Source organism: Salmonella sp. SAL00670 (assembly GCF_046552235.1).
Taxonomy (GTDB): Bacteria; Pseudomonadota; Gammaproteobacteria; order Enterobacterales; family Enterobacteriaceae; genus Salmonella; species Salmonella enterica.
In genome coordinates this window covers 160,279-181,125 of sequence record NZ_JBGDUO010000002.1, presented here as the reverse complement: position 1 = coordinate 181,125, position 20,847 = coordinate 160,279, and the positions used below count along the sequence as shown (strand labels likewise).

Below are 20,847 nucleotides of genomic sequence, written 5' to 3'. Positions count from 1 at the left end.
CTCAATCATTGAGGCATATTTTTGCAGGCAATATATTGAATCTGAAAAGTTAAAGATGATATTTTCGGTGCAGGAGCTATCATGTGGAGGGAAAAGTATGCTAAGTCCTACGACTCGTAATATGGGGGCGAGTTTATCGCCTCAGCCTGACGTCAGCGGGGAGCTAAACACCGAAGCATTGACCTGTATTGTTGAGCGTCTGGAAAGTGAAATTATAGATGGCAGCTGGATTCATATCAGTTACGAGGAAACCGATCTCGAAATGATGCCTTTTCTTGTTGCACAGGCCAATAAGAAGTATCCAGAGTTAAATCTTAAATTTGTTATGTCAGTCCATGAGCTTGTTTCCTCTATAAAGGAGACCAGAATGGAAGGCGTTGAATCTGCCCGATTTCTCGTAAATATGGGAAGTTCAGGTATCCATATTTCAGTCGTCGATTTTAGAGTTATGGACGGAAAGACATCGGTGATTTTGTTCGAACCAGCAGCGTGTAGCGCTTTTGGACCTGCTTTACTGGCGTTGAGGACCAAAGCAGCTCTTGAACGTGAACAACTGCCTGATTGTTATTTTGCTATGGTCGAGCTGGACATTCAACGAAGCTCTTCTGAATGCGGTATTTTTAGCCTGGCGCTCGCCAAAAAACTTCAGCTTGAATTTATGAACTTAGTAAAAATTCATGAAGATAATATTTGTGAACGTCTGTGTGGTGAAGAACCTTTTCTCCCGTCCGATAAAGCAGACCGTTATCTGCCGGTGAGTTTTTACAAACATACTCAAGGCGTACAACGATTAAATGAATATGTGGAGGCCAATCCGGCGGCGGGAAGCAGTATAGTAAACAAAAAGAATGAAACGCTTTATGAGCGATTCGATAACAATGCCGTTATGCTAAACGATAAAAAACTCTCTATATCCGCTCATAAAAAAAGGATAGCTGAATATAAGTCTTTACTTAAATCGTAATGAAATTATAAGGTTGCCTGCCAGAGGAAATCCTTCCAGCGCCATAAGACTACTCTATATTATGACCGTATGTTTCCTGAATAGCAGGCAAAAAAGTGTTAACCTTGCGCCTCTGGTACGATTTCATTACGCCTGTCGCGCCATGTTGCGTAAATAAATACCGCAATAAACACGATGGCAAATAATACCACGATGGTCGGCGCTGGCGCGCTATCAAGATAAAAAGACAGATAGACGCCCGCAAAAGCGGTAATAACTGACAGACTCACCGCTAATCCCAGCGCGCGCGCAAAGCGTCGCGTCAGCAAAATGGCAATTGCGCCGGGGGCGATAAGCAATGAAATCGACAGAATAATACCCACCGATTTCAGCGTGGCGACGATAGTCAGCGCAATCATACATAGCAGGCCATAATGCAGTAGCGTGATATTCAGCCCGCTGGCTTTCGCCTGGTGCGGGTCAAAAGCGTGTAGCAGGAGATCTTTCCATTTCAGCCCAATGATTAACGCAATACCCAGTGCAATAACTGACGTTTGTACGATATCCCCCAGCGATACGCCCAGCATATCCCCAAACAGGATGTGATCCAGATGCACTTCCGATTGAATAGAAACATAGAGCACCAGACCTGCGCCAAACATCCCGGAAAAGACGATGCCCATCACCGTATCACGTTTGATGCGGCTGTTATCGTCCAGATAGCCGGTCGCGATAGCGCAAAATAATCCGGCAATGAAGGCGCCAATCGCCAGGGGGATCCCCACAATATATGCCAGCACGACCCCGGGGAATACCGCATGACTCATTGCATCGCCCATTAACGCCCAGCCTTTTAACACTAAAAACACGGACAGTAAGGCGCAGGGAATCGCCACAATGACCGAAACCATAAGGGCGTTCACCATAAAATCAAACTGAAAGGGTTCCAGTAACGTTGTTAAGAACATGTCGGCTCCTTCTGCAGGCGGGCGCGTCGACGGTTGGCTAACAGACCGTGTTTCGGGGCGAAAATAAAGGCCGTGATGAACAGTAAGGTTTGCATGACGACAATAATTCCGCCAGTGGCGCCATCCAGCCAGTAGCTAAGCCATGCGCCCAGAAAACTGGTCAGGCTGCCAATCACGACGGCAATCATGAGCAGACGTGGAAAACGGTCGGTGAGTAACCAGGCTGTCGCGCCCGGCGTGACGACGAGACAGATCACCAGGAACGCCCCAACGGTTTGCAGGGCCGCCACGGTGGAGACGGACAATAGAGTGAAAAACAACAGCTTTAGTCGACCCGGATTAAGCCCGATAGAACGCGCATGGGTTTCATCGAAAAAGACGACCATCAGATCTTTCCACTTTAACAGCAGAATCGTCAGCGAGACTGCGCCGATAATCGCCAGTTGCGCAATATCCGCTGGCGCGATCGCCAGCACGTTGCCGAGAATAATCGTCTGGATATTCACCGACATCGGATTTAGCGACACCATAAAAAGGCCGACGCCAAAAAAAGAGGAGAAGATAAGCCCGATAATCGCGTCTTCTTTCAGGCGTGAGCGTTGGTTAAGAAAGAGCATACTGCCTGCCGCCAGTCCGCCGGAAAGAAACGCGCCGAGCGAGAAAGGCAGCCCTAACATCCAGGCGCCAGCGACGCCAGGCACAATAGAGTGAGATAGCGCATCGCCAATGAGCGACCAGCCTTTGAGCATCAAATAGCAGGAGAGAAACGCGCACAGACCGCCCACCATCGCGGAGACCCACATCGCGTTGAGCATATACTGGTAGCCAAACGGCTCAACAAGCCAGTTCATGACGATTTTCCTCCGCTGGCCACGCGCCGGGAAATAAAGGGGCGCTCGTCATCGGTGATGATGTGCTCTTCGCCTCCGCTTAGCGCGCTATGACGTAGAACGCCGCTAAACGCCTGTTCCAGATTCGCGGCGGTAAACGTGGTTTCGGTAGGGCCGCTGGCCAGTACGGTTCCTTTAATCATTACCGTATAGTCGCAAAACTCGGTGACGGAGCCGAGATTATGCGTTGAGACCAGCATCGTGCGGCCTTCATCGCGCAGTTCCCGCAGTAGATCGATGATTCGCGCTTCGGTTTTTACATCCACGCCGGTAAAAGGTTCATCCAGCAGGATTACCTGTCCATCCTGAGCGATGGCCCTGGCAAGAAACACACGTTTTTTCTGCCCGCCGGACAGCTCGCCAATCTGCCTGTGACGATATTCCTGCATATCCACCCGCGCCAGCGCGGCGTCAACACAGGCGTGATCATGCGCAGTGGGACGGCGTAGCCAGCCCATATGGCCGTAGCGTCCCATCATCACCACATCTTCTACCAGTACCGGAAATGACCAGTCCACTTCTTCCGATTGCGGAACATAAGCAATGAGGTTTTTTTTCAGCGCCTTGTTGACTGACTGTTGCAGGATAGTGATATCGCCCTGCGCAAGATGCACAAAGCCCATTAACGCTTTAAATAACGTAGACTTACCGGAACCATTTACGCCTACCAGCGCGGCGATTGAACCGCCAGGCACCTGAAAAGTGGCGTCCCGTAGGGCGGTATGACCGTTGCGATACGTCACCGTGACTTGATCAACGGTAATCGCAGATTGACTCATTGTTGACTCCTCAGTCCGTCGTTAATGCCGTTGACGATGGTTTCGGTCGTGACGCGCAGCAGATCCAGATAGGTTGGCACAGGGCCGTCAGCGGCGCTCAGAGAATCGACATACAGCACGCCGCCATAATGCGCGCCGGATTCACGCGCGACCTGACGGGCCGGTTTATCGGAAACCGTACTCTCGCTAAAGATGGCGGGAATATGGTGCTTTTTAATGGTATCAATCACTTTACGCACCTGTTTTGGCGTCCCCTGTTGATCGGCGTTAATTGGCCAGAGATAAAGCTCTTTCATGTCGTTATCGCGCGCCAGGTAAGAGAACGCGCCTTCACTGGTGACCAGCCAGCGCTGATCGGCGGGAATTTTTTCCAGTTCGGCACGCAACGGATCGGCCATCTGGCGAATTTTCGCTTTATAGCGTTCGGCGTTTTGCTTATAGATCTGCGCATTATCCGGATCGTACTTCACCAGGGCGTCGCGAATGTTATCGACATAAATCAGCGCGTTTTCTGCCGACATCCAGGCGTGCGGGTTCGGTTTACCGTTATACGGGCCTTCGGTAATGCCCATCGGTTTGACACCGGTGGAGACGACGACTTCCGGCACGCCGGAAAGGTGCTGATAAAAGCGGGCGAACCATCGCTCCAGGTTCAGACCATTCGCGAGGATAAGCTGTGCCCCCTGCGCTCGTTTAATATCGCCGGGCGTTGGCTGATACTCATGGATTTCAGCGCCGGGCTTGGTAATTGAGCTGACTTCCGCTGCGTCGCCCGCCACGTTTTTCGCCATGTCGGCAATAACGGTAAACGTGGTGATGACTTTAAATTTCTCTTTTGCATAGGCTGGCGATAGCGCGAGTATCGCGACAATACCGGCAATCAGGAGTGTTTTCAGACGATGTAGATTCGTCATAGTATCCCTCGCAACAATGTGGTTAATTAATCATCGAATATAGCCTTTGCTATGTTATATAGCACAAGGCATGAATAAATGAAAATAATTCTTATTTGCGAAATGGCGACGATATGCAGTGATAGTGCTAAAGAGGGATAAGGTGTAAAATAAATACACCTTAATGTTCGGAGAGAGCACGATGCCTGGTAAACGTATCGCTCGTGAAAAACTGACGATCAAAAAAATGATCGCGCTGTATGAAAGCCAGTGCCCACAGGCGTCAGCGGTGCAGGGGCATTACGAGGCGCTGTTCGCCTACGCGCAAAAACGTCTTGATAAATGCGTATTTGGCGAGGAAAAACCCGCCTGTAAGCAGTGCCCGGTGCACTGCTATCAGCCGGCTAAACGCGAGGAGATGAAGCAGATTATGCGTTGGGCAGGTCCGCGAATGCTTTGGCGGCATCCTGTCCTGACCGTGCGGCACCTTATCGACGATCAGCGCCCCGTTCCGGAATTGCCGGAAAAATATCAGCGCAAGAAGTGAAGGGGAAGCGCCAGGCCTACGGCGCGCATCATCTCCTGGCCGGATCAGATCCGGCAACCCGTTACGCTAACGCGTCTTTATCAATACCCAATCGCTTCATACGCGACAGCAGGGTGGTTCGTTTAAGCCCCAGACGCTGCGCCGCGCCTTTTGGTCCAGCCACTACGCCATTGGTCTCTTTCAGCACGCGTATAATAAGCTGATATTCATCTTCGCCTTCTTTGGCGCTTTCAGTCGCAACAGGCGAGGTATCGGGCGTTACGGCGGTAATATCCGGCAGCGACAGTTGTAGCACATTGCCGCGCGTCAGCAGCACGGCGCGCTCGACGACATTCTCCAGCTCGCGAACGTTCCCCGGCCATTCCATGCTGCTAAGCGTGCGCAGCGTTTCGGCGGGAATGCTGTCGATATTACGCCCCATTCGGCGGGCGATTTTGAAAGTGAACGCTTTGACCAGTAGTGGAATATCTTCCGGACGTTCGCGCAACGGAGGAAGCTGGATCGGAAAAACATTCAGCCGATAGTAGAGATCGTTACGGAATTCGCGATCGGCGACCATTTTTTTCAGATCGCGGTTAGTCGCGGCGATCAGCCGCACGTCGGTCTGGATCAGTTTATTGCTGCCGAGACGTTCAAACTCTTGCTCCTGAAGGACGCGCAGCAGCTTAGGCTGTAGCTCCAGCGGCATGTCGCCCACTTCATCCAGAAACAGCGAGCTTTTATCCGCCAGCTCGAAACGGCCAATCCGCTGCGCGCTGGCGCCGGTAAACGCGCCGCGCTCATGACCAAACAAATCGCTTTCCAGCAGCCCCGCCGGCATCGCGGCGCAGTTCATCTTTACCATCCTGCGCCCGCTACGTCCGCTCAGGTTGTGAATGGCGCGGGCAATCAACTCTTTACCGGTTCCCGTTTCGCCCAGAATCAGTACGGTACTGTCGCTCTGCGCCACCATCTCAACCTGCTTTAGCACGTTGTACATCGCTTCGCTGCGCCCGATGATCTCGCCAAACTCGCTGTCGACGTTATTAAGCTGCTCTGTGAGCGCTAGGTTTTCGTCGACCAGGCGTTCCTTCAGTCGGTGGATTTCCTGATAGGCCAGCGCATTATCCACGGCAATGGCTACCCGTTCGGCAATCTGACGCAGCAGCTTGAGGTTGGCGGTGGTAAACACTTTTTCTTCGCACTGCGCCAGTTTGAGCACGCCAAGCATCGTCTTGCCGGACATCAACGGCAGCAGGCAAAGCGTCTGGATCTGATTGCCCCAGGTATCGAACAGCATGCGTTCGTAGGGAGCAAGCGGATCGCGTTCGTTGAGGTTGATAAGCAGCATCTCTTTACTTTTAAAGACGCGCTCCGTGAGCGTGCCGGCTTCGTCGACTTCGCTCTGTTCGTGCGCCGGATGATGCTCATCAAGGTAGTGGGTGGAGTAGATATTCAGCTTATTTTTGCGATGGCTGCGTAACACGATGCTGATTGCGTCGATATTGAAATAGTGGTGGATCTCTTTTGCGACTTCGCTTACCAGCTCATCAATATCCAGACGCGACAGGACGGCGTTGGTGATCGCAACCAGAATACGGAAGTTATCACGTTCGCGGCACAATAGATCATAATCGACATTATTGTTTACCCGGTTTTGAATTTGCTCGGCGACCACGCCGACAATTTGGGTAAACGTATGCAGACGGTCATATTCCTTTTCACTCCAGGGACGATCTTCCTGACGGATGAATTCGCAGCCGCCGAAAATACGGCCCTCCGCGGCTAAAGGAAGCAGACAGTAATGACCAAATTCAGGGTAGAGGCCGCTCGCGGCAAGCTGCGGCCAGGTTTCGGTAAACTCATGGAAATTACAGTGCAATGCATCGGGGCGAGAAAGGATGCGACGTACCGGGCCGTGCGCCAGTACGGTTTCATCTTCATATTCAACAGGACGGCCATTTTCTCGCGTCGCATAATATTGTGCGCGTTGCGACTGCGCCTGCCATAGCACAATGCCGGCGCTGTCGGCGAGCGCTGAACGCTTTACCAGTTGCGAAAGCGCTTCACTGAGCGACGCCAAATCGGGCTGCTGCAATAAGGTACGAGTGATATCGAACAAGCCTTGCTGTCCAAGATCGCTCATGGGTGTATACGACATGTTGCTTTTCCAGGAAAATACCGCAAAACGGTGCGAAAACGGTAAATGAATTATAGGTATAAGTCGTAAGTTATTGCCGGATGGCTGACCGCAAACTCGCTGGTCACACACTCCGTAGGCCTGATAAGCAAAGCGCCATCAGGCGTTCATGCAGCGTTAATGCCGGATGTCGACGCAAATGCGTCTTATCCGGCCTACAGTATGCTGTCAACAGGCTGCTAGCATATACGAGGTAATGGTTCGGCGTGTGGCAAATCAAGGGTTCGCTTCACGCCATAGAGTCCGGCTAAGCGAACGCCTTTGCGTTCCACGACTTCGCCAATCAGCGCTGCATCACGTCCCAGCGGATGCGCGCGTAATGCCGCCAACGCCCGATCTGCGGCCTGCCGTTCAACGGCAATCACCAGTTTTCCTTCGTTGGCAAAGTTCAGGGCATCCAGCCCCAACAGCTCGCAGACGCCGCGCACGGCAGGTTTGAGCGGCAGTGCGGATTCGGACAATTCAATACCGTAACCGCAGGACGCCGCAAACTCATGGGCGACCGCATTCACGCCGCCGCGCGTGGCGTCACGCAATGCCTTCACTCCGTCAATATGACGCAGCGTCTGAATAAGCGGCGTTAATACTGCGCAGTCGCTCGCCAGCTCGCCATCCAGTCCCAGTTGCTCACGCAGGTTGAGAATAGTGGCACCGTGATCGCCAAGCGTACCGCTGACTAACAGCACATCGCCAACGCTCAGCGTTTGCGCGCCCCAGTGAATATCGGCGGGAATCGCCCCCATGCCGGCAGTGTTGATAAATAATTTGTCCGCCGCGCCGCGCTGCACAACTTTGGTGTCGCCGGTTACTATGGCGATACCCGCTTCCCGCGCGGTCGCCGCCATGCTATTGACCACGCTTTTTAACGTCTCCATCGGCAGCCCTTCTTCAAGGATAAAGCCGCAGGATAGATAGCGGGGGATCGCGCCGCTCACCGCAACGTCGTTCGCTGTACCGCAAATCGCCAGTTTGCCGATATTGCCGCCGGGGAAAAAGAGCGGATCGATCACATAGCTATCGGTAGAAAACGCCAGACGATCGCCCTCCGCCGTCAGCTGCGCCAGCTCCAGACGCGCCTGATCTTCTTGTTCCGCCAGCCACGGGTTGGCAAAGGCCTCCATAAACAGGCTATTAATCAACTGTTGCATAGCCTGGCCGCCGCTGCCGTGGGCGAGTTGTATATTGTTCAAACTTCACACTCCTGCTGACGATACTGATACCAGGCGGCGCATGCGCCTTCGGAAGAGACCATCAGCGCGCCGAACGCGGTCTCTGGATTACATGTTTTACCAAATAGCGGGCACTGATGCGGCTTGCATCTGCCGGTCAGCACTTCGCCGCAGCGGGCGCGCGGATCGTCATAGACCTGCTGCGGCGCTGGGCGGAAATGCGCTTCGGCGTCAAAGCGCTGATACTCCGGCGTCAGGTGGACGCCGGAGGATTCAATTACGCCCAGACCGCGCCACTCGCTGTCGCCATTAACGCAGAACACATCGGCGATGGCCTGCTGCGCCAGCATGTTTCCGGCATCCGGCACCACGCGACGGTATTGGTTTTCAACCTGGCTTAGGGCCGCTATTTTCTGCTCAACCAGCATGACCACGCCTTGCAGTAGATCAAGCGGTTCGAATCCAGCCACCACCAGCGGGCGATGAAAATCGGCGGCGATAAACTGGTACGCCTCGGTGCCGATGACCATGCTGACGTGGCCTGGCGCAAGAAAGGCGTCAATGCCGTTGTCCGGCTGCTCCAGTAGGCTACGCAGCGTCGGGATCAGCGTAATGTGCTGGCAGAAAAAGTAGAAGTTTCGCACGTCACGCTGTTTTGCCTGCTGCAGCGTGATGGCGGTGGTCGGCATGGTGGTTTCAAAGCCCAGCCCGAAAAATACCACTTTGCGGGTCGGGTTATCCTGCGCCAGCTTCAGCGCGTCCATCGGAGAATAAACAATACGCACATCCGCGCCGCGCGCTTTAGCCTGCAACAGAGAACCCTGTTTCCCCGGCACGCGCATGGCATCGCCAAAGGTGCAGAAAATCACCTCCGGATGACTGGCGATTTCCACGCAACTGTCGATACGTCCCATCGGCAGCACGCAGACCGGACAACCGGGGCCGTGAATAAACTCCACGTTTTCGGGCAGTAACTGATCGAGACCAAATTTAAAAATCGCGTGGGTATGACCCCCGCAGACTTCCATAATGCGCAACGGACGTTCGGCAGTGTAAGGAAGAAGGGCGGCGCGTTCACGCAGGTGTTCAATGAGCTGCATTACCTGTTCCGGCGCACGGTACTCGTCAACAAAACGCATTATCTCTCCTCACCATACAGCAGTGCGCCGACGTCCGGCTCAACATCAAACATATTTTGTAGCGCGTCGAGCGTGTCGCGCGCTTCCGCTTCGTTAATGACGCTCATGGCGAATCCGACATGAACCAGCACCCACTGACCCAGACGCGGCTGACCGTTTTCATCACAACTGCCGACTAATGTGAGATCGACGTCGCGCTGAATGCCGCAGACGTCAACTTTTGCCTGATTGCCGTCAATGGCGCGGATTTGACCCGGAACGCCTATGCACATCGCTGCGCCTCCAGCCAGGCCAGCCACTGATCCATGCCTTCGCCGCTGGTGGCGGAAATCAGGATAATTTCAATCTCCGGGTTCACTTCACGCGCGCTGGCGATGCACTTCTCAACGTCAAAATTGAGGTAGGGCAGCAGATCGACTTTATTGAGCAGCATGAGCGACGCAGCGGCAAACATATGGGGATATTTCAGCGGCTTATCTTCACCTTCGGTCACGGAAAGCACTGCGACTTTATGCTTTTCGCCCAGATCGAAGCTGGCCGGGCAGACAAGATTACCGACGTTTTCGATAAACAGAATACCATGGTCATCCAGCGGCAGGCGCGGCGCGGCGTCGGCGATCATTTGCGCGTCAAGATGGCAGCCTTTACCGGTGTTGACCTGAATGGCGGGCGTGCCGGTAGCGCGGATGCGGGCGGCGTCGTTCACTGTCTGCTGGTCGCCTTCAATCACCGCGCACGGTACACGGTCTTTCAATTTCATTAGCGTTTCAGTCAGCAGGGTGGTTTTACCGGACCCGGGGCTGGACACCAGGTTGAGCACCAGTTGCTGGCGGGCGGCGAAACGGGCGCGGTTGCGCTCAGCCAGACGATTATTTTTGTCCAGCACGTCGATTTCAACCTCCAGCATCCGCCGCTGACTCATACCAGGCGCGTGGGTTCCGGCTTCGCCGTGGCCGTAATGCAGATCGCCTTCTGCGGTCTGACTTGGGGCAAAGTCAGGCGTTTTAATGCCGGTAATATTCAGCGCCGGGCGGGCCGCTGGGGCAAAGGGCGCGCTACGAAACGCTGAGTGCGGATTATGTTCATCGCCTTCTATATAAAGGTTGCCTTCAGCGCAACCGCAAGTCGTACACATCGCTTACTCCTGATCTTTTTCTTGTTACAGGCTTTCTGCCGGATGGCGACGCGAGCGTCTATCCGGCATTAATCTTCAGTTTCATCAATCTCTATGCGCCGAATTTGTAAGCCGTCATCGGCCACAATTCGCAGCGTATCGCTATGACATTGCGGACAACGACGTACACGGTGGGTTAACAACGTGACATATTGTTGACAATGCTCACACCAGCATTCGGCTTCCTGTTCTTCGAGGTGCAGTTTACAACCTTCTGCTATCGTGCCGCGGCATACCAGATCAAAACAAAAGGAAAGAGCGCTGGTTTCCACGCAAGAAAATGCGCCAATTTTGATCCAGACGGCTGTCACACGTTTTGCACCGTATGCTGAAGCCTGTTGTTCAATCAATTCCAGTGCCCGTTGGCAGAGGGTGATTTCATGCATATCGCCTCCCGTAGTAGTTGCCCCTGTAAAGCAATATTTATGCCAATATTTTTATCCCCTGGCAGGTTAATGTCGACGATGACGAAATGACATGTCGTCACCGCGTCGAAACGGCAGTAACTGTGCGCGTCTTCCATTAAAAACAATAAGTTAAAAATTGGCATGGAAAATGCTTAACGCAGGCATCTCTGTTAAACGGGTAACCTGACATGACTATTTGGGAAATAAGCGAAAAGGCCGATTACATCGCGCAACGGCATCGTCGCCTACAGGACCAGTGGCATATTTACTGCAACTCGCTGGTTCAGGGGATCACCCTCTCGAAAGCGCGCCTGCATCACGCAATGAGCTGCGCGCCGGAAAGGGATCTTTGCTTTGTCCTGTTTGAGCACTTTCGTATTTACGTCGCGTTGGCGGATGGTTTTAACAGCCACACCATTGAGTACTACGTTGAAACCAAAGATGGCGAAGATAAGCAATTGATTGCACAGGCGCAGCTCGATATCGACGGCAAGGTTGATGAACGGGTTAACAACCGCGATCGCGAGCAGGTGCTGGAGCACTATCTGGAAAAAATCGCCAGCGTTTACGACAGCCTCTATACCGCTGTAGAAACCAACTCGCCGGTTAATTTGCGTCAATTGGTAAAGGGAAACAGCCCGGCGGTATAAGCCTGAGGTGTTGCCCGCTTTGATTCGCGATGTGGCGTTGCGCCACGTCATGAATGTTTTGGGGATGGGCGTGTCGATAAGTGTCGAAAATGACATTTCAACGGCATGTTTTCGTCAAAAATGACAATCACCTGAGGAATGCCTGGTGAATCGTTTTGTAATTGCTGACTCCACTCTCTGTATCGGCTGCCACACCTGTGAGGCCGCCTGTTCAGAGACGCATCGCCAGCATGGCCTGCAGTCAATGCCGCGCCTGAAAGTGATGCTGAATGAAAAAGAATCTGCGCCGCAGCTTTGTCACCACTGTGAAGATGCGCCATGCGCCACGGTATGCCCGGTTAACGCGATTAATCGCGTTGACGGCGCTGTCCAGCTTAATGAAAGCCTGTGCGTGAGCTGCAAACTGTGCGGTATTGCCTGTCCGTTTGGCGCTATTGAGTTTTCCGGCAGCCGTCCGCTGCATATTCCAGCGAACGCCAATACGCCGAAAGCGCCGCCCGCGCCGCCAGCGCCTGCGCGCGTCAGTACGTTGCTCGACTGGGTGCCGGGCGTACGCGCTATCGCGGTGAAATGCGACCTGTGCAGCTTTGACGAGCAAGGCCCGGCCTGTGTGCGGATGTGCCCGACTAAAGCGCTACACCTGGTGGATAACACGGATATCGCCCGCGCCAGCAAACGTAAACGTGAGCTGACGTTTAATACCGATTTTGGCGATCTCACCTTGTTTCAGCAGGCTCAGAGTGGGGATGCATAATGAGTTCACTTTCACTGATTACTAGCGGCGTCGCGTGGTTTGCCGCCGCCGCCGTTCTGGCGTTTCTGTTTTCGTTTCATAAAGCGCTGAGCGGCTGGATTGCCGGTATCGGCGGCGCGGTCGGCAGCCTGTGTACGGCTGGTGCGGGGTTCACCGCACTGACCAGCGCCGTTACGGTGAGCGGCGTGATGCCGTTTACCGGCCACATGCTGCAAATTACGCCGCTGAATGCTATCTGGCTGATTACGCTGGGGCTGTGCGGTCTGTTCGTCAGCCTGTTCAATATCGACTGGCATCGCCATCCACAGGTAAAAGCCAACGGACTGTTGATCAACCTGCTGATGGCGGCAGCCGTCTGCGCCGTGGTCGCCAGTAATCTGGGGACGATGGTGGTGATGGCGGAAATCATGGCGCTCTGCGCCGTGTTCCTCACCGGCGGTAGCAAAGAGGGCAAACTGTGGTTTGCGCTGGGCCGTCTCGGTACGCTGCTGCTGGCAATCGCCTGTTGGCTGGTGTGGCAGCGCTACGGCACGCTGGATCTGGGGCTGCTGGATCAACGCGCTCAGCAACTGCCGCTGGGCTCCGATATCTGGCTGCTCGGCGTTATCGGTTTTGGTCTGCTGGCCGGGATTATCCCGCTACACGGTTGGGTGCCGCAGGCGCACGCCAACGCCAGCGCTCCCGCCGCCGCGCTGTTCTCGACCGTGGTGATGAAAATCGGGTTGCTGGGTATCCTCACGCTATCTCTGCTTGGCGGCAATGCGCCGCTGTGGTGGGGCGTGGCGCTGTTGGTGCTAGGGATGATCACCGCCTTTGTCGGCGGTCTGTACGCGCTGATGGAGCATAACATTCAGCGCCTGTTGGCCTATCACACGCTGGAAAATATCGGCATCATTTTGCTCGGTCTGGGCGCAGGCGTTACCGGGATTGCTCTCAATCAGCCGGTACTGATCGCGCTGGGTCTGACCGGCGGGCTCTATCACCTGCTGAACCATAGCCTGTTCAAAAGCGTGCTGTTTCTGGGCGCGGGCAGCATCTGGTTCCGTACCGGTCATCGCGATATCGAAAAACTGGGCGGTATTGGTAAACGGATGCCGGTTATTTCTATCGCCATGCTGGTCGGTCTGATGGCGATGGCTGCGCTGCCGCCGCTGAACGGCTTTGCCGGCGAGTGGGTGATTTACCAGTCCTTCTTCAAACTGGGCAACAGCGGCGCATTTGTTGGTCGTCTGTTAGGACCGCTGCTGGCGGTTGGCCTGGCGATTACCGGCGCGCTGGCGGTGATGTGTATGGCGAAAGTGTATGGCGTGACGTTCCTTGGCGCGCCGCGCACGAAGGAAGCTGAAAATGCCAGCTGCGCGCCGATCCTGATGGGCGTCAGCGTGGTGGCATTGGCGATTTGCTGCGTACTGGGCGGGGTTGCCGCGCCGTGGCTGCTGCCGATGATTTCCACTGCGGTACCGTTGCCGCTGGAAACCGCGCACACCACCGTATCGCAGCCGATGATCACGCTGCTGTTGGTCGCCTGTCCGCTACTGCCGTTCATCATTATGGCAATGTTCAAAGGCAACCGTCTGCCGTCGCGTTCTCGCGGCGCGGCCTGGGTGTGCGGCTACGACCATGAGCAGTCGATGGTGATTACCGCGCACGGTTTTGCCATGCCGGTGAAAGAGGCCTTTGCCCCGGTACTCAAATTGCGTAAATGGCTGAACCCGGTATCGCTGGTGCCGGGCTGGCAGAACGCGGCGGCCGCGGTGCTGTTCCGTCGTCTGGCGCTGATTGAGCTGGCGGTGCTGGTGGTGATTGTGGTTTCACGAGGAGCCTGAAAATGAGTGTGTTTTATCCGTTAATTCAGGCGCTGGTGCTATTTGCCGTTGCGCCATTGCTGTCCGGTATTACTCGCGTGGCGCGCGCCCGTCTACACAATCGCCGTGGGCCGGGCGTGTTGCAGGAGTACCGCGACATTATCAAACTGCTCGGTCGTCAGAGTATTGCGCCCGCGGATTCTGGCTGGGTTTTTCGCCTGACGCCGTTTGTGATGGTCGGCGTGATGCTGACTATCGCCACCGCGCTGCCGGTTGTCACCGTTGGATCTCCGTTGCCGCAACTGGGTGATTTAATCACTCTGATTTACCTGTTCGCCATCGCGCGCTTCTTCTTCTCTATTGCAGGCCTGGATACCGGCAGCCCGTTCACCGCGATCGGCGCCAGCCGTGAAGCGATGCTCGGCGTGCTGGTGGAGCCGATTCTGCTGCTGGGTCTGTGGGTCGCCGCGCAGGTGGCGGGTTCAACTCATATCAGCAATATCGCCGATACCATTTATCACTGGCCTGTCGCGCGCAGTATTCCGCTGATTCTGGCGCTGTGCGCCTGCGCCTTCGCCACCTTTATCGAAATGGGCAAGCTGCCGTTCGACCTGGCGGAAGCGGAGCAGGAGTTGCAGGAAGGGCCGTTGACCGAATACAGCGGTAGCGGCTTTGCGGTGCTGAAATGGGGCATCAGCCTTAAGCAACTGGTGGTGCTGCAAATGTTCGTCGGCGTGTTTCTGCCGTGGGGACAGATGGAAACCTTCAGCGCAGGCGGACTGTTGCTGGCGCTGGTGATTGCCGTCGTCAAGCTGATTGTCGGCGTACTGGTGATCGCCCTGTTTGAAAACAGCATGGCGCGACTGCGTTTTTGCGCCACTTCACGCGTGACCTGGGCCGGTTTTGGGTTTGCGTTTTTAGCCTTCGTCTCCTTGCTGGCGGCGTGATTTAAGAGAGTTTGAGCATGTCTGAAGAAAAATTAGGTCAACAATACCTTGCGGCGCTGCACCAGGCGTTTCCGGGCGTCGTGCTGGACGAAGCCTGGCAGACCAAAGATCAGCTGACTATTACGGTAAAAGTGAACTATCTGCCGGAAGTGGTGGAGTTTCTTTACTACCAGCAGGGTGGGTGGCTGTCGGTGCTGTTCGGTAATGACGAACGCCAGTTGTGCGGCCACTATGCCGTTTATTACGTGCTGTCGATGGAGCAGGGCACGAAGTGCTGGATTACCGTCCGCGTTGAAGTGGATGCCAATAAGCTGGAATTCCCATCCGTTACGCCGCGCGTGCCGGCTGCCGTGTGGGGTGAGCGCGAAGTACGCGACATGTACGGTTTAATCCCGGTCGGTCTGCCGGACGAGCGCCGTCTGGTGCTGCCGGACGACTGGCCGGATGAACTCTATCCGCTGCGTAAAGACAGTATGGATTATCGTCAGCGCCCGGCGCCGACCACCGATGCGGAAACCTACGAGTTCATTAACGAGCTGGGTGACAAGAAAAATAACGTGGTGCCGATTGGCCCGCTGCATGTCACTTCCGATGAACCGGGCCACTTCCGTCTGTTCGTCGATGGCGAAAACATTATCGACGCCGACTACCGCCTGTTCTACGTCCACCGTGGTATGGAAAAACTGGCGGAAACCCGCATGGGTTATAATGAAGTCACCTTCCTGTCGGATCGCGTGTGTGGTATCTGCGGCTTCGCGCACAGCACTGCCTACACCACTTCCGTGGAAAACGCGATGGGCATTCAGGTGCCGGAGCGTGCGCAGATGATCCGCGCCATTCTGCTGGAAGTGGAGCGTCTGCACTCGCACCTGCTGAACCTAGGCCTCGCCTGCCACTTTACCGGTTTTGACTCCGGCTTTATGCAGTTCTTCCGCGTGCGTGAAACCTCCATGAAAATGGCAGAGATCCTTACCGGCGCGCGCAAAACTTACGGACTGAACCTGATCGGCGGGATTCGCCGCGATCTGCTCAAAGAGGACATGATCCAGACCCGTCAACTGGCGCAGCAGATGCGTCGTGACGTGCAGGAGCTGGTGGACATGCTGCTGAGTACGCCGAATATGGAACAGCGTACCGTGGGTATCGGCCGTCTGGACCCGGAAATTGCCCGTGACTTCAGTAATGTCGGCCCGATGGTGCGCGCCAGCGGTCACGCCCGCGACACCCGCGCCGACCACCCGTTTGTGGGCTATGGCCTGCTGCCGATGGAAGTGCACAGCGAGCAGGGCTGCGATGTGATTTCTCGTCTGAAAGTCCGTATCAACGAAGTTTACACCTCGCTGAATATGATCGATTTCGGTCTGGATAATCTGCCGGGCGGCCCGCTGATGGTGGAAGGCTTTACCTATATTCCGCACCGTTTTGCGCTCGGCTTTGCCGAAGCGCCGCGTGGCGATGATATCCACTGGAGCATGACCGGCGACAACCAAAAGCTTTACCGCTGGCGCTGTCGTGCGGCGACCTACGCCAACTGGCCGACGCTGCGCTATATGCTGCGCGGCAACACCGTCTCCGATGCGCCGCTGATTATCGGCAGCCTCGACCCTTGCTACTCCTGTACCGACCGGATGACGGTGGTCGATGTGCGTAAGAAGAAGAGCAAAGTCGTGCCGTACAAAGAACTTGAGCGCTACAGCATTGAGCGTAAAAACTCGCCGCTGAAATAAGGAATCGCCATGTTTACCTTTATCAAAAAAGTTATCAAAACCGGCACGGCGACCTCGTCTTATCCGCTGGAGCCGATTGCGGTTGATAAAAACTTCCGCGGCAAGCCGGAACATAATCCGCAGCAGTGCATCGGCTGCGCCGCCTGCGTTAATGCCTGCCCGTCGAACGCGCTGACGGTGGAAACCTTACTGGCAACCAATGAGCTGGCGTGGCAGTTCAATCTTGGCCGCTGCATCTTCTGCGGTCGCTGCGAAGAAGTTTGCCCGACGGCGGCGATCAAACTGTCGCAAGAATACGAACTGGCAGTGTGGAAGAAAGAAGACTTCCTGCAACAGTCCCGCTTCGCGCTGTGCAACTGCCGCGTGTGTAATCGTCCTTTCGCGGTACAGAAAGAGATCGACTACGCCATTGCGCTGCTTGCGCACAACGGCGACAGCCGCGCGGAAAACCACCGCGAAAGCTTTGAGACCTGCCCGGACTGTAAGCGTCAGAAATGCCTGGTGCCGTCCGACCGTATTGAACTGACTCGCCATATGAAAGAGGTCAGCTAATGAGCAATTTATTAGGCCCGCGTGACGCCAACGGCATTCCGGTACCGATGACGGTGGATGAATCCATCGCCAGCATGAAGGCGTCTTTACTGAAAAATATTAAGCGTTCGGCATACGTTTACCGTGTGGACTGCGGCGGCTGTAACGGCTGTGAAATCGAAATCTTTGCGACGCTTTCGCCGTTGTTTGATGCCGAGCGTTTCGGCATCAAAGTAGTACCGTCGCCGCGTCATGCCGATATTCTGCTGTTTACCGGCGCGGTGACCCGCGCCATGCGCTCTCCGGCGCTGCGCGCCTGGCAGTCGGCGCCAGATCCGAAAATTTGTATCTCTTACGGCGCCTGCGGCAACAGCGGCGGCATCTTCCATGATCTGTACTGCGTGTGGGGCGGTACCGACAAAATCGTCCCGGTGGATGTGTATATTCCAGGCTGCCCGCCAACGCCTGCGGCGACGCTGTATGGCTTTGCGATGGCGCTTGGCCTGCTGGAGCAGAAAATCCACGCCCGCGCGCCGGGTGAGCTGGACGAGCAGCCCGCAGAGATCCTGCATCCGGATATGGTGCAGCCGCTGCGCGTGAAGGTGGATCGCGCGGCGCGCCGGCTGGCGGGTTATCGCTATGGTCGTCAGATCGCCGATGATTACCTGACACAGTTGGGGCAGGGCGAGCAGCAAGTGGCGCGTTGGCTGGAAGCGGAAAACGATCCGCGTTTAACCGAAATTGTCACCCATCTCAATCATGTTGTTGAAGAGGCGCGTATCCGATGAGCGAACAGGTGGTGTTCAGTCAACTGAGCCGTAAGTTTATTGATGAGAACGATGCGACGCCCGCCGAGGCGCAGCAGGTTGTCTATTACAGCCTGGCGATTGGTCACCACCTGGGGGTTATCGATTGTCTGGAGGCCGCGCTCACCTGCCCATGGGATGAGTATCTGGCGTGGATCGCCACCCTGGAAGCCGGTAGCGATGCCCGGCGTAAAATGGAAGGCGTGCCGAAGTATGGCGAGATCGTTATCGATTTCAACCATGTGCAAATGCTGGCGCGCGCGTTTGATGAGGCGCGCGCCGCGCAGACCCCGCAGCAGCAAGAATGGAGCAAACTGATGCTCAGTATGCTGCATGACATTCATCAGGAAAGCGCCATCTACCTGATGGTGAGGAGGCTTCGTGACTGACGTTTTACTCTGTGTCGGCAACAGCATGATGGGCGACGACGGCGCAGGCCCATTACTGGCGGAAATGTGCGCGGCGCAGCCGAAGGGGAATTGGGTGGTGATTGATGGCGGCAGCGCGCCGGAAAACGACATTGTGGCGATTCGCGAACTGCGCCCGCAGCGTCTGTTGATTGTCGACGCCACCGACATGGGACTTAATCCGGGCGAGATCCGCATCATCGATCCGGATGATATCGCCGAAATGTTTATGATGACCACCCACAATATGCCGCTGAACTACCTTATCGATCAGCTGAAAGAGGATGTCGGCGAGGTGATTTTTGTTGGTATCCAGCCGGATATCGTCGGGTTTTATTATCCGATGACTCAACCGATTAAGGACGCGGTAAACATCGTCTATCAGCGCCTGGAAGGCTGGCAGGGAAACGGCGGATTTGCCGCGCTGGACGCGCCGGAGGCGTAAAATGCGTACCCATTCTGGATGGATTTGTGTTACCCGGCATAGGCGGTAAGAAGAACGTGAAGATTATCGTATGGAGCGGACTGCTATTTCTCTGCCTCGCCGCACGCGCACTGGCTACCGGTGTTGTCGGTTACCTGCCGATGAGCGACGGTGAATATGCGCAAAAGCGTGCGCTGAAGCCGCTGTTGATCCTGCCTTATTCTGTATCGCCCGACCAGACCTGGCATTTTCGCCAGGTCGGAGTCAGTGGCGTGACGCTACTGCCGGAGCCGAAAAAAGATAACGAATGGCGGATTAGCGGAAAAGACAGAGCCGGTAATTCGTGGGTTGTCCCGGTTGGAAGGCTGATTAATTTGGCGGGTAATGCGCAATTTTATCGCGCTGACCTCGATCGTAACGGCATTCAGGACCTGGTTATCTGGTTGGGCAATCCTGGGTTGGGCCTGGCGCCGAGCGCGCAATACATCATTTTCACCTTTCTCAAGAATGGCCGCCCCTGCGTCTTTGAACCGTGGGGGTTTTATACCGCCACCGATACTGGCGTCGATGATTTGCTTGATTTACAGGGCAATGGTCGCACGCAACTGTTGGATATGCAGTTTGACTCAGGCTACTGGATAACCAATTTATATCAGGTGAAGGACGCCCGCTGGCAGCGCGTACACGGCTGGTTTGGCCGGTTGAGTTATCCGGCGCTGACCCGCTTTAATCACTATCCTGGCCGTAAATTAATTATCAAACCTATTGCCGGAAGGAATCCGCAAACGGACGATCTTTCCCTTACGCAGCGCTGTTTAATACGCGGTAACGTATTGCCAGGCGTTAATCAGGATTGATGCCAGTTGCGGTGCAGAGTTGGCTAGCTATCACTGCAAATCTTGACCACCACTGGCGACATTACGTGTCATCGACACTTGTGACGATGACACGTAAATGCTCACGAAAATAGAAATAATATTCTTAAATAACAATGAAATAAAAATTGGCACGATTCGTGTATATATCGGCACATCATCTGTTATTGCTGGAGAATTTGATGAACCGTTTCATCATTGCAGACGCGAGTAAGTGCATTGGTTGCCGTACCTGTGAAGTGGCTTGCGTCGTATCCCATCAGGAAAATCAGGATTGCGCATCGCTGACCCCTGAAACCTTTTTACCTCGTATCCATGTCATCAAAGGCGTGAACGTTTCCACGGCAACGCTGTGTCGCCAGTGTGAAGACGCGCCGTGCGCCAACGTTTGCCCGAATGGCGCCATCAGCCGTGACAAAGGCTTTGTTCATGTGATGCAGGAACGCTGCATTGGCTGTAAAACTTGCGTAGTGGCATGTCCTTACGGCGCCATGGAAGTGGTGGTACGTCCGGTGGTTCGCAATAGCGGCGCGGGGCTGAACGTGCGTGCCGAAAAAGCCGAAGCCAACAAGTGCGATCTGTGTCACCACCGTGAGGCCGGTCCGGCCTGTATGGCCGCTTGCCCAACGCACGCCCTCATCTGCGTGGACCGCAATAAGCTTGAACAGCTAAGCGCGGAAAAACGCCGTCGTGCGGCGCTGGATTCAACGGCATCGCTGCTTTTCTGATTTCTGCGATTGCGCGTAGAATACGCCACAAAGCATTGCCGGATGGCGGCATCAATGCCTTATCCGGTCTACGGTCCGTGCGGTTGTAGGCCTGATAAGCGTCGC

At 55.0% G+C, this 20,847-nt stretch carries 23 protein-coding genes; 13 read left to right on the top strand and 10 right to left on the bottom strand.

From position 1 onward, the window contains the following. The first annotated feature begins 55 nt into the window (after positions 1 to 55). On the top strand, positions 56 to 964 hold the full coding sequence (gene avrA / locus ACLJRS_RS08290) for a type III secretion system YopJ family effector AvrA (protein ID WP_001576330.1): 909 nt from the start codon (positions 56 to 58) through the stop codon (positions 962 to 964). A 98-nt stretch (positions 965 to 1,062) separates the two neighbouring features. On the opposite strand, the gene sitD is transcribed toward avrA, so the two are convergent. The 4 genes from sitD to sitA are packed head-to-tail and all read right to left on the bottom strand — an operon-like array spanning position 1,063 to position 4,494. Continuing rightward, positions 1,063 to 1,911, bottom strand: coding sequence for an iron/manganese ABC transporter permease subunit SitD (gene sitD / locus ACLJRS_RS08285; protein WP_000480205.1), 849 nt, complete (start codon positions 1,909 to 1,911; stop codon positions 1,063 to 1,065). Continuing rightward, positions 1,902 to 2,762: an iron/manganese ABC transporter permease subunit SitC gene (sitC, locus tag ACLJRS_RS08280; RefSeq protein WP_001104336.1), complete on the bottom strand. Its 861-nt coding sequence runs from the start codon at positions 2,760 to 2,762 to the stop codon at positions 1,902 to 1,904. The genes sitD and sitC overlap by 10 nt, the downstream gene beginning before the upstream one ends. Further along, positions 2,759 to 3,580, bottom strand: a complete 822-nt coding sequence (gene sitB, locus ACLJRS_RS08275) for an iron/manganese ABC transporter ATP-binding protein SitB (RefSeq protein ID WP_000083156.1) — start codon at positions 3,578 to 3,580, stop codon at positions 2,759 to 2,761. Before sitB ends, sitC begins: the two co-directional genes overlap by 4 nt. Further along, positions 3,577 to 4,494: an iron/manganese ABC transporter substrate-binding protein SitA gene (gene sitA, locus ACLJRS_RS08270; RefSeq protein ID WP_000182930.1), complete on the bottom strand. Its 918-nt coding sequence runs from the start codon at positions 4,492 to 4,494 to the stop codon at positions 3,577 to 3,579. Before sitA ends, sitB begins: the two co-directional genes overlap by 4 nt. A gap of 181 nt (positions 4,495 to 4,675) precedes the next feature. On the opposite strand from sitA, the gene ACLJRS_RS08265 reads away from it, so the two are divergent. Further along, positions 4,676 to 5,020: a nitrous oxide-stimulated promoter family protein gene (locus tag ACLJRS_RS08265; RefSeq protein WP_001117945.1), complete on the top strand. Its 345-nt coding sequence runs from the start codon at positions 4,676 to 4,678 to the stop codon at positions 5,018 to 5,020. A gap of 61 nt (positions 5,021 to 5,081) precedes the next feature. On the opposite strand, the gene flhA is transcribed toward ACLJRS_RS08265, so the two are convergent. From flhA to hypA, 6 genes are all read right to left on the bottom strand, one after another. After that, positions 5,082 to 7,160 carry a formate hydrogenlyase transcriptional activator FlhA gene (flhA, locus tag ACLJRS_RS08260; protein WP_000122692.1) on the bottom strand — a complete coding sequence of 693 codons (2,079 nt, stop codon included), beginning with the start codon at positions 7,158 to 7,160 and terminating at the stop codon, positions 5,082 to 5,084. 218 nt (positions 7,161 to 7,378) lie between these two features. Then, entirely contained in the window at positions 7,379 to 8,389 is a 1,011-nt protein-coding gene (hypE, locus tag ACLJRS_RS08255) for a hydrogenase expression/formation protein HypE (protein ID WP_001059959.1), read from the bottom strand. Then, a complete protein-coding gene (gene hypD, locus ACLJRS_RS08250) occupies positions 8,386 to 9,507 on the bottom strand; it encodes a hydrogenase formation protein HypD (protein WP_001212958.1) in 1,122 nt (373 codons plus the stop codon). Before hypD ends, hypE begins: the two co-directional genes overlap by 4 nt. After that, complete coding sequence (hypC, locus tag ACLJRS_RS08245; RefSeq protein ID WP_000334871.1) at positions 9,507 to 9,779, bottom strand: hydrogenase 3 maturation protein HypC; 273 nt, start codon at positions 9,777 to 9,779, stop codon at positions 9,507 to 9,509. Before hypC ends, hypD begins: the two co-directional genes overlap by 1 nt. Next, on the bottom strand, positions 9,770 to 10,642 hold the full coding sequence (hypB, locus tag ACLJRS_RS08240; protein WP_000337636.1) for a hydrogenase nickel incorporation protein HypB: 873 nt from the start codon (positions 10,640 to 10,642) through the stop codon (positions 9,770 to 9,772). The genes hypC and hypB overlap by 10 nt, the downstream gene beginning before the upstream one ends. A gap of 68 nt (positions 10,643 to 10,710) precedes the next feature. Beyond that, on the bottom strand, positions 10,711 to 11,067 hold the full coding sequence (gene hypA / locus ACLJRS_RS08235; RefSeq protein ID WP_000544461.1) for a hydrogenase maturation nickel metallochaperone HypA: 357 nt from the start codon (positions 11,065 to 11,067) through the stop codon (positions 10,711 to 10,713). Positions 11,068 to 11,276: 209 nt separating this feature from the next. Here hypA and hycA point away from each other — a divergent pair, with 209 nt between their 5' ends. The 11 genes from hycA (at position 11,277) to hydN (ending at position 20,742) form a co-directional block, all read left to right on the top strand. After that, complete coding sequence (gene hycA, locus ACLJRS_RS08230) at positions 11,277 to 11,738, top strand: formate hydrogenlyase regulator HycA (RefSeq protein ID WP_000158075.1); 462 nt, start codon at positions 11,277 to 11,279, stop codon at positions 11,736 to 11,738. A 145-nt stretch (positions 11,739 to 11,883) separates the two neighbouring features. Beyond that, complete coding sequence (hycB, locus tag ACLJRS_RS08225; RefSeq protein WP_001079163.1) at positions 11,884 to 12,492, top strand: formate hydrogenlyase subunit HycB; 609 nt, start codon at positions 11,884 to 11,886, stop codon at positions 12,490 to 12,492. Then, entirely contained in the window at positions 12,492 to 14,318 is a 1,827-nt protein-coding gene (hycC, locus tag ACLJRS_RS08220; RefSeq protein ID WP_000097041.1) for a formate hydrogenlyase subunit 3, read from the top strand. Before hycB ends, hycC begins: the two co-directional genes overlap by 1 nt. Before the next feature lie 2 nt (positions 14,319 to 14,320). Beyond that, complete coding sequence (locus ACLJRS_RS08215) at positions 14,321 to 15,244, top strand: respiratory chain complex I subunit 1 family protein (RefSeq protein WP_000110563.1); 924 nt, start codon at positions 14,321 to 14,323, stop codon at positions 15,242 to 15,244. Positions 15,245 to 15,261: 17 nt separating this feature from the next. Then, positions 15,262 to 16,971, top strand: coding sequence for a formate hydrogenlyase subunit HycE (gene hycE, locus ACLJRS_RS08210; protein WP_001288155.1), 1,710 nt, complete (start codon positions 15,262 to 15,264; stop codon positions 16,969 to 16,971). Between the two features lie 9 nt (positions 16,972 to 16,980). Next, positions 16,981 to 17,523, top strand: coding sequence for a formate hydrogenlyase subunit HycF (gene hycF, locus ACLJRS_RS08205; RefSeq protein ID WP_000493773.1), 543 nt, complete (start codon positions 16,981 to 16,983; stop codon positions 17,521 to 17,523). Continuing rightward, positions 17,523 to 18,290 (top strand): formate hydrogenlyase subunit HycG, encoded by a 768-nt coding sequence (hycG, locus tag ACLJRS_RS08200; protein WP_000067422.1) that lies wholly within the window; start codon positions 17,523 to 17,525, stop codon positions 18,288 to 18,290. The genes hycF and hycG overlap by 1 nt, the downstream gene beginning before the upstream one ends. Beyond that, entirely contained in the window at positions 18,287 to 18,697 is a 411-nt protein-coding gene (locus tag ACLJRS_RS08195; RefSeq protein WP_000003725.1) for a formate hydrogenlyase maturation HycH family protein, read from the top strand. The genes hycG and ACLJRS_RS08195 overlap by 4 nt, the downstream gene beginning before the upstream one ends. Beyond that, positions 18,690 to 19,160, top strand: a complete 471-nt coding sequence (gene hycI / locus ACLJRS_RS08190; protein WP_000132983.1) for a hydrogenase maturation peptidase HycI — start codon at positions 18,690 to 18,692, stop codon at positions 19,158 to 19,160. Before ACLJRS_RS08195 ends, hycI begins: the two co-directional genes overlap by 8 nt. Before the next feature lie 26 nt (positions 19,161 to 19,186). After that, complete coding sequence (locus ACLJRS_RS08185) at positions 19,187 to 19,996, top strand: hypothetical protein (RefSeq protein ID WP_000936687.1); 810 nt, start codon at positions 19,187 to 19,189, stop codon at positions 19,994 to 19,996. Positions 19,997 to 20,196: 200 nt separating this feature from the next. Further along, positions 20,197 to 20,742 (top strand): electron transport protein HydN, encoded by a 546-nt coding sequence (hydN, locus tag ACLJRS_RS08180; RefSeq protein ID WP_001078791.1) that lies wholly within the window; start codon positions 20,197 to 20,199, stop codon positions 20,740 to 20,742. Positions 20,743 to 20,847 lie beyond the last annotated feature (105 nt).

Coding starts and splice junctions, on each gene's coding strand:
- sitC (WP_001104336.1), bottom strand. CDS start 2,762: ATGAACTGGCTTGTTGAGCCGTTTGGCTACCAGTATATGCTCAACGCG.
- hycG (WP_000067422.1), top strand. CDS start 17,523: ATGAGCAATTTATTAGGCCCGCGTGACGCCAACGGCATTCCGGTACCG.
- sitD (WP_000480205.1), bottom strand. CDS start 1,911: ATGTTCTTAACAACGTTACTGGAACCCTTTCAGTTTGATTTTATGGTG.
- hycF (WP_000493773.1), top strand. CDS start 16,981: ATGTTTACCTTTATCAAAAAAGTTATCAAAACCGGCACGGCGACCTCG.
- sitA (WP_000182930.1), bottom strand. CDS start 4,494: ATGACGAATCTACATCGTCTGAAAACACTCCTGATTGCCGGTATTGTC.
- avrA (WP_001576330.1), top strand. CDS start 56: ATGATATTTTCGGTGCAGGAGCTATCATGTGGAGGGAAAAGTATGCTA.
- hypA (WP_000544461.1), bottom strand. CDS start 11,067: ATGCATGAAATCACCCTCTGCCAACGGGCACTGGAATTGATTGAACAA.
- sitB (WP_000083156.1), bottom strand. CDS start 3,580: ATGAGTCAATCTGCGATTACCGTTGATCAAGTCACGGTGACGTATCGC.
- hypC (WP_000334871.1), bottom strand. CDS start 9,779: ATGTGCATAGGCGTTCCGGGTCAAATCCGCGCCATTGACGGCAATCAG.
- hydN (WP_001078791.1), top strand. CDS start 20,197: ATGAACCGTTTCATCATTGCAGACGCGAGTAAGTGCATTGGTTGCCGT.
- ACLJRS_RS08195 (WP_000003725.1), top strand. CDS start 18,287: ATGAGCGAACAGGTGGTGTTCAGTCAACTGAGCCGTAAGTTTATTGAT.
- ACLJRS_RS08265 (WP_001117945.1), top strand. CDS start 4,676: ATGCCTGGTAAACGTATCGCTCGTGAAAAACTGACGATCAAAAAAATG.
- hypD (WP_001212958.1), bottom strand. CDS start 9,507: ATGCGTTTTGTTGACGAGTACCGTGCGCCGGAACAGGTAATGCAGCTC.
- hycE (WP_001288155.1), top strand. CDS start 15,262: ATGTCTGAAGAAAAATTAGGTCAACAATACCTTGCGGCGCTGCACCAG.
- flhA (WP_000122692.1), bottom strand. CDS start 7,160: ATGTCGTATACACCCATGAGCGATCTTGGACAGCAAGGCTTGTTCGAT.
- hycA (WP_000158075.1), top strand. CDS start 11,277: ATGACTATTTGGGAAATAAGCGAAAAGGCCGATTACATCGCGCAACGG.
- ACLJRS_RS08215 (WP_000110563.1), top strand. CDS start 14,321: ATGAGTGTGTTTTATCCGTTAATTCAGGCGCTGGTGCTATTTGCCGTT.
- hycC (WP_000097041.1), top strand. CDS start 12,492: ATGAGTTCACTTTCACTGATTACTAGCGGCGTCGCGTGGTTTGCCGCC.
- hypB (WP_000337636.1), bottom strand. CDS start 10,642: ATGTGTACGACTTGCGGTTGCGCTGAAGGCAACCTTTATATAGAAGGC.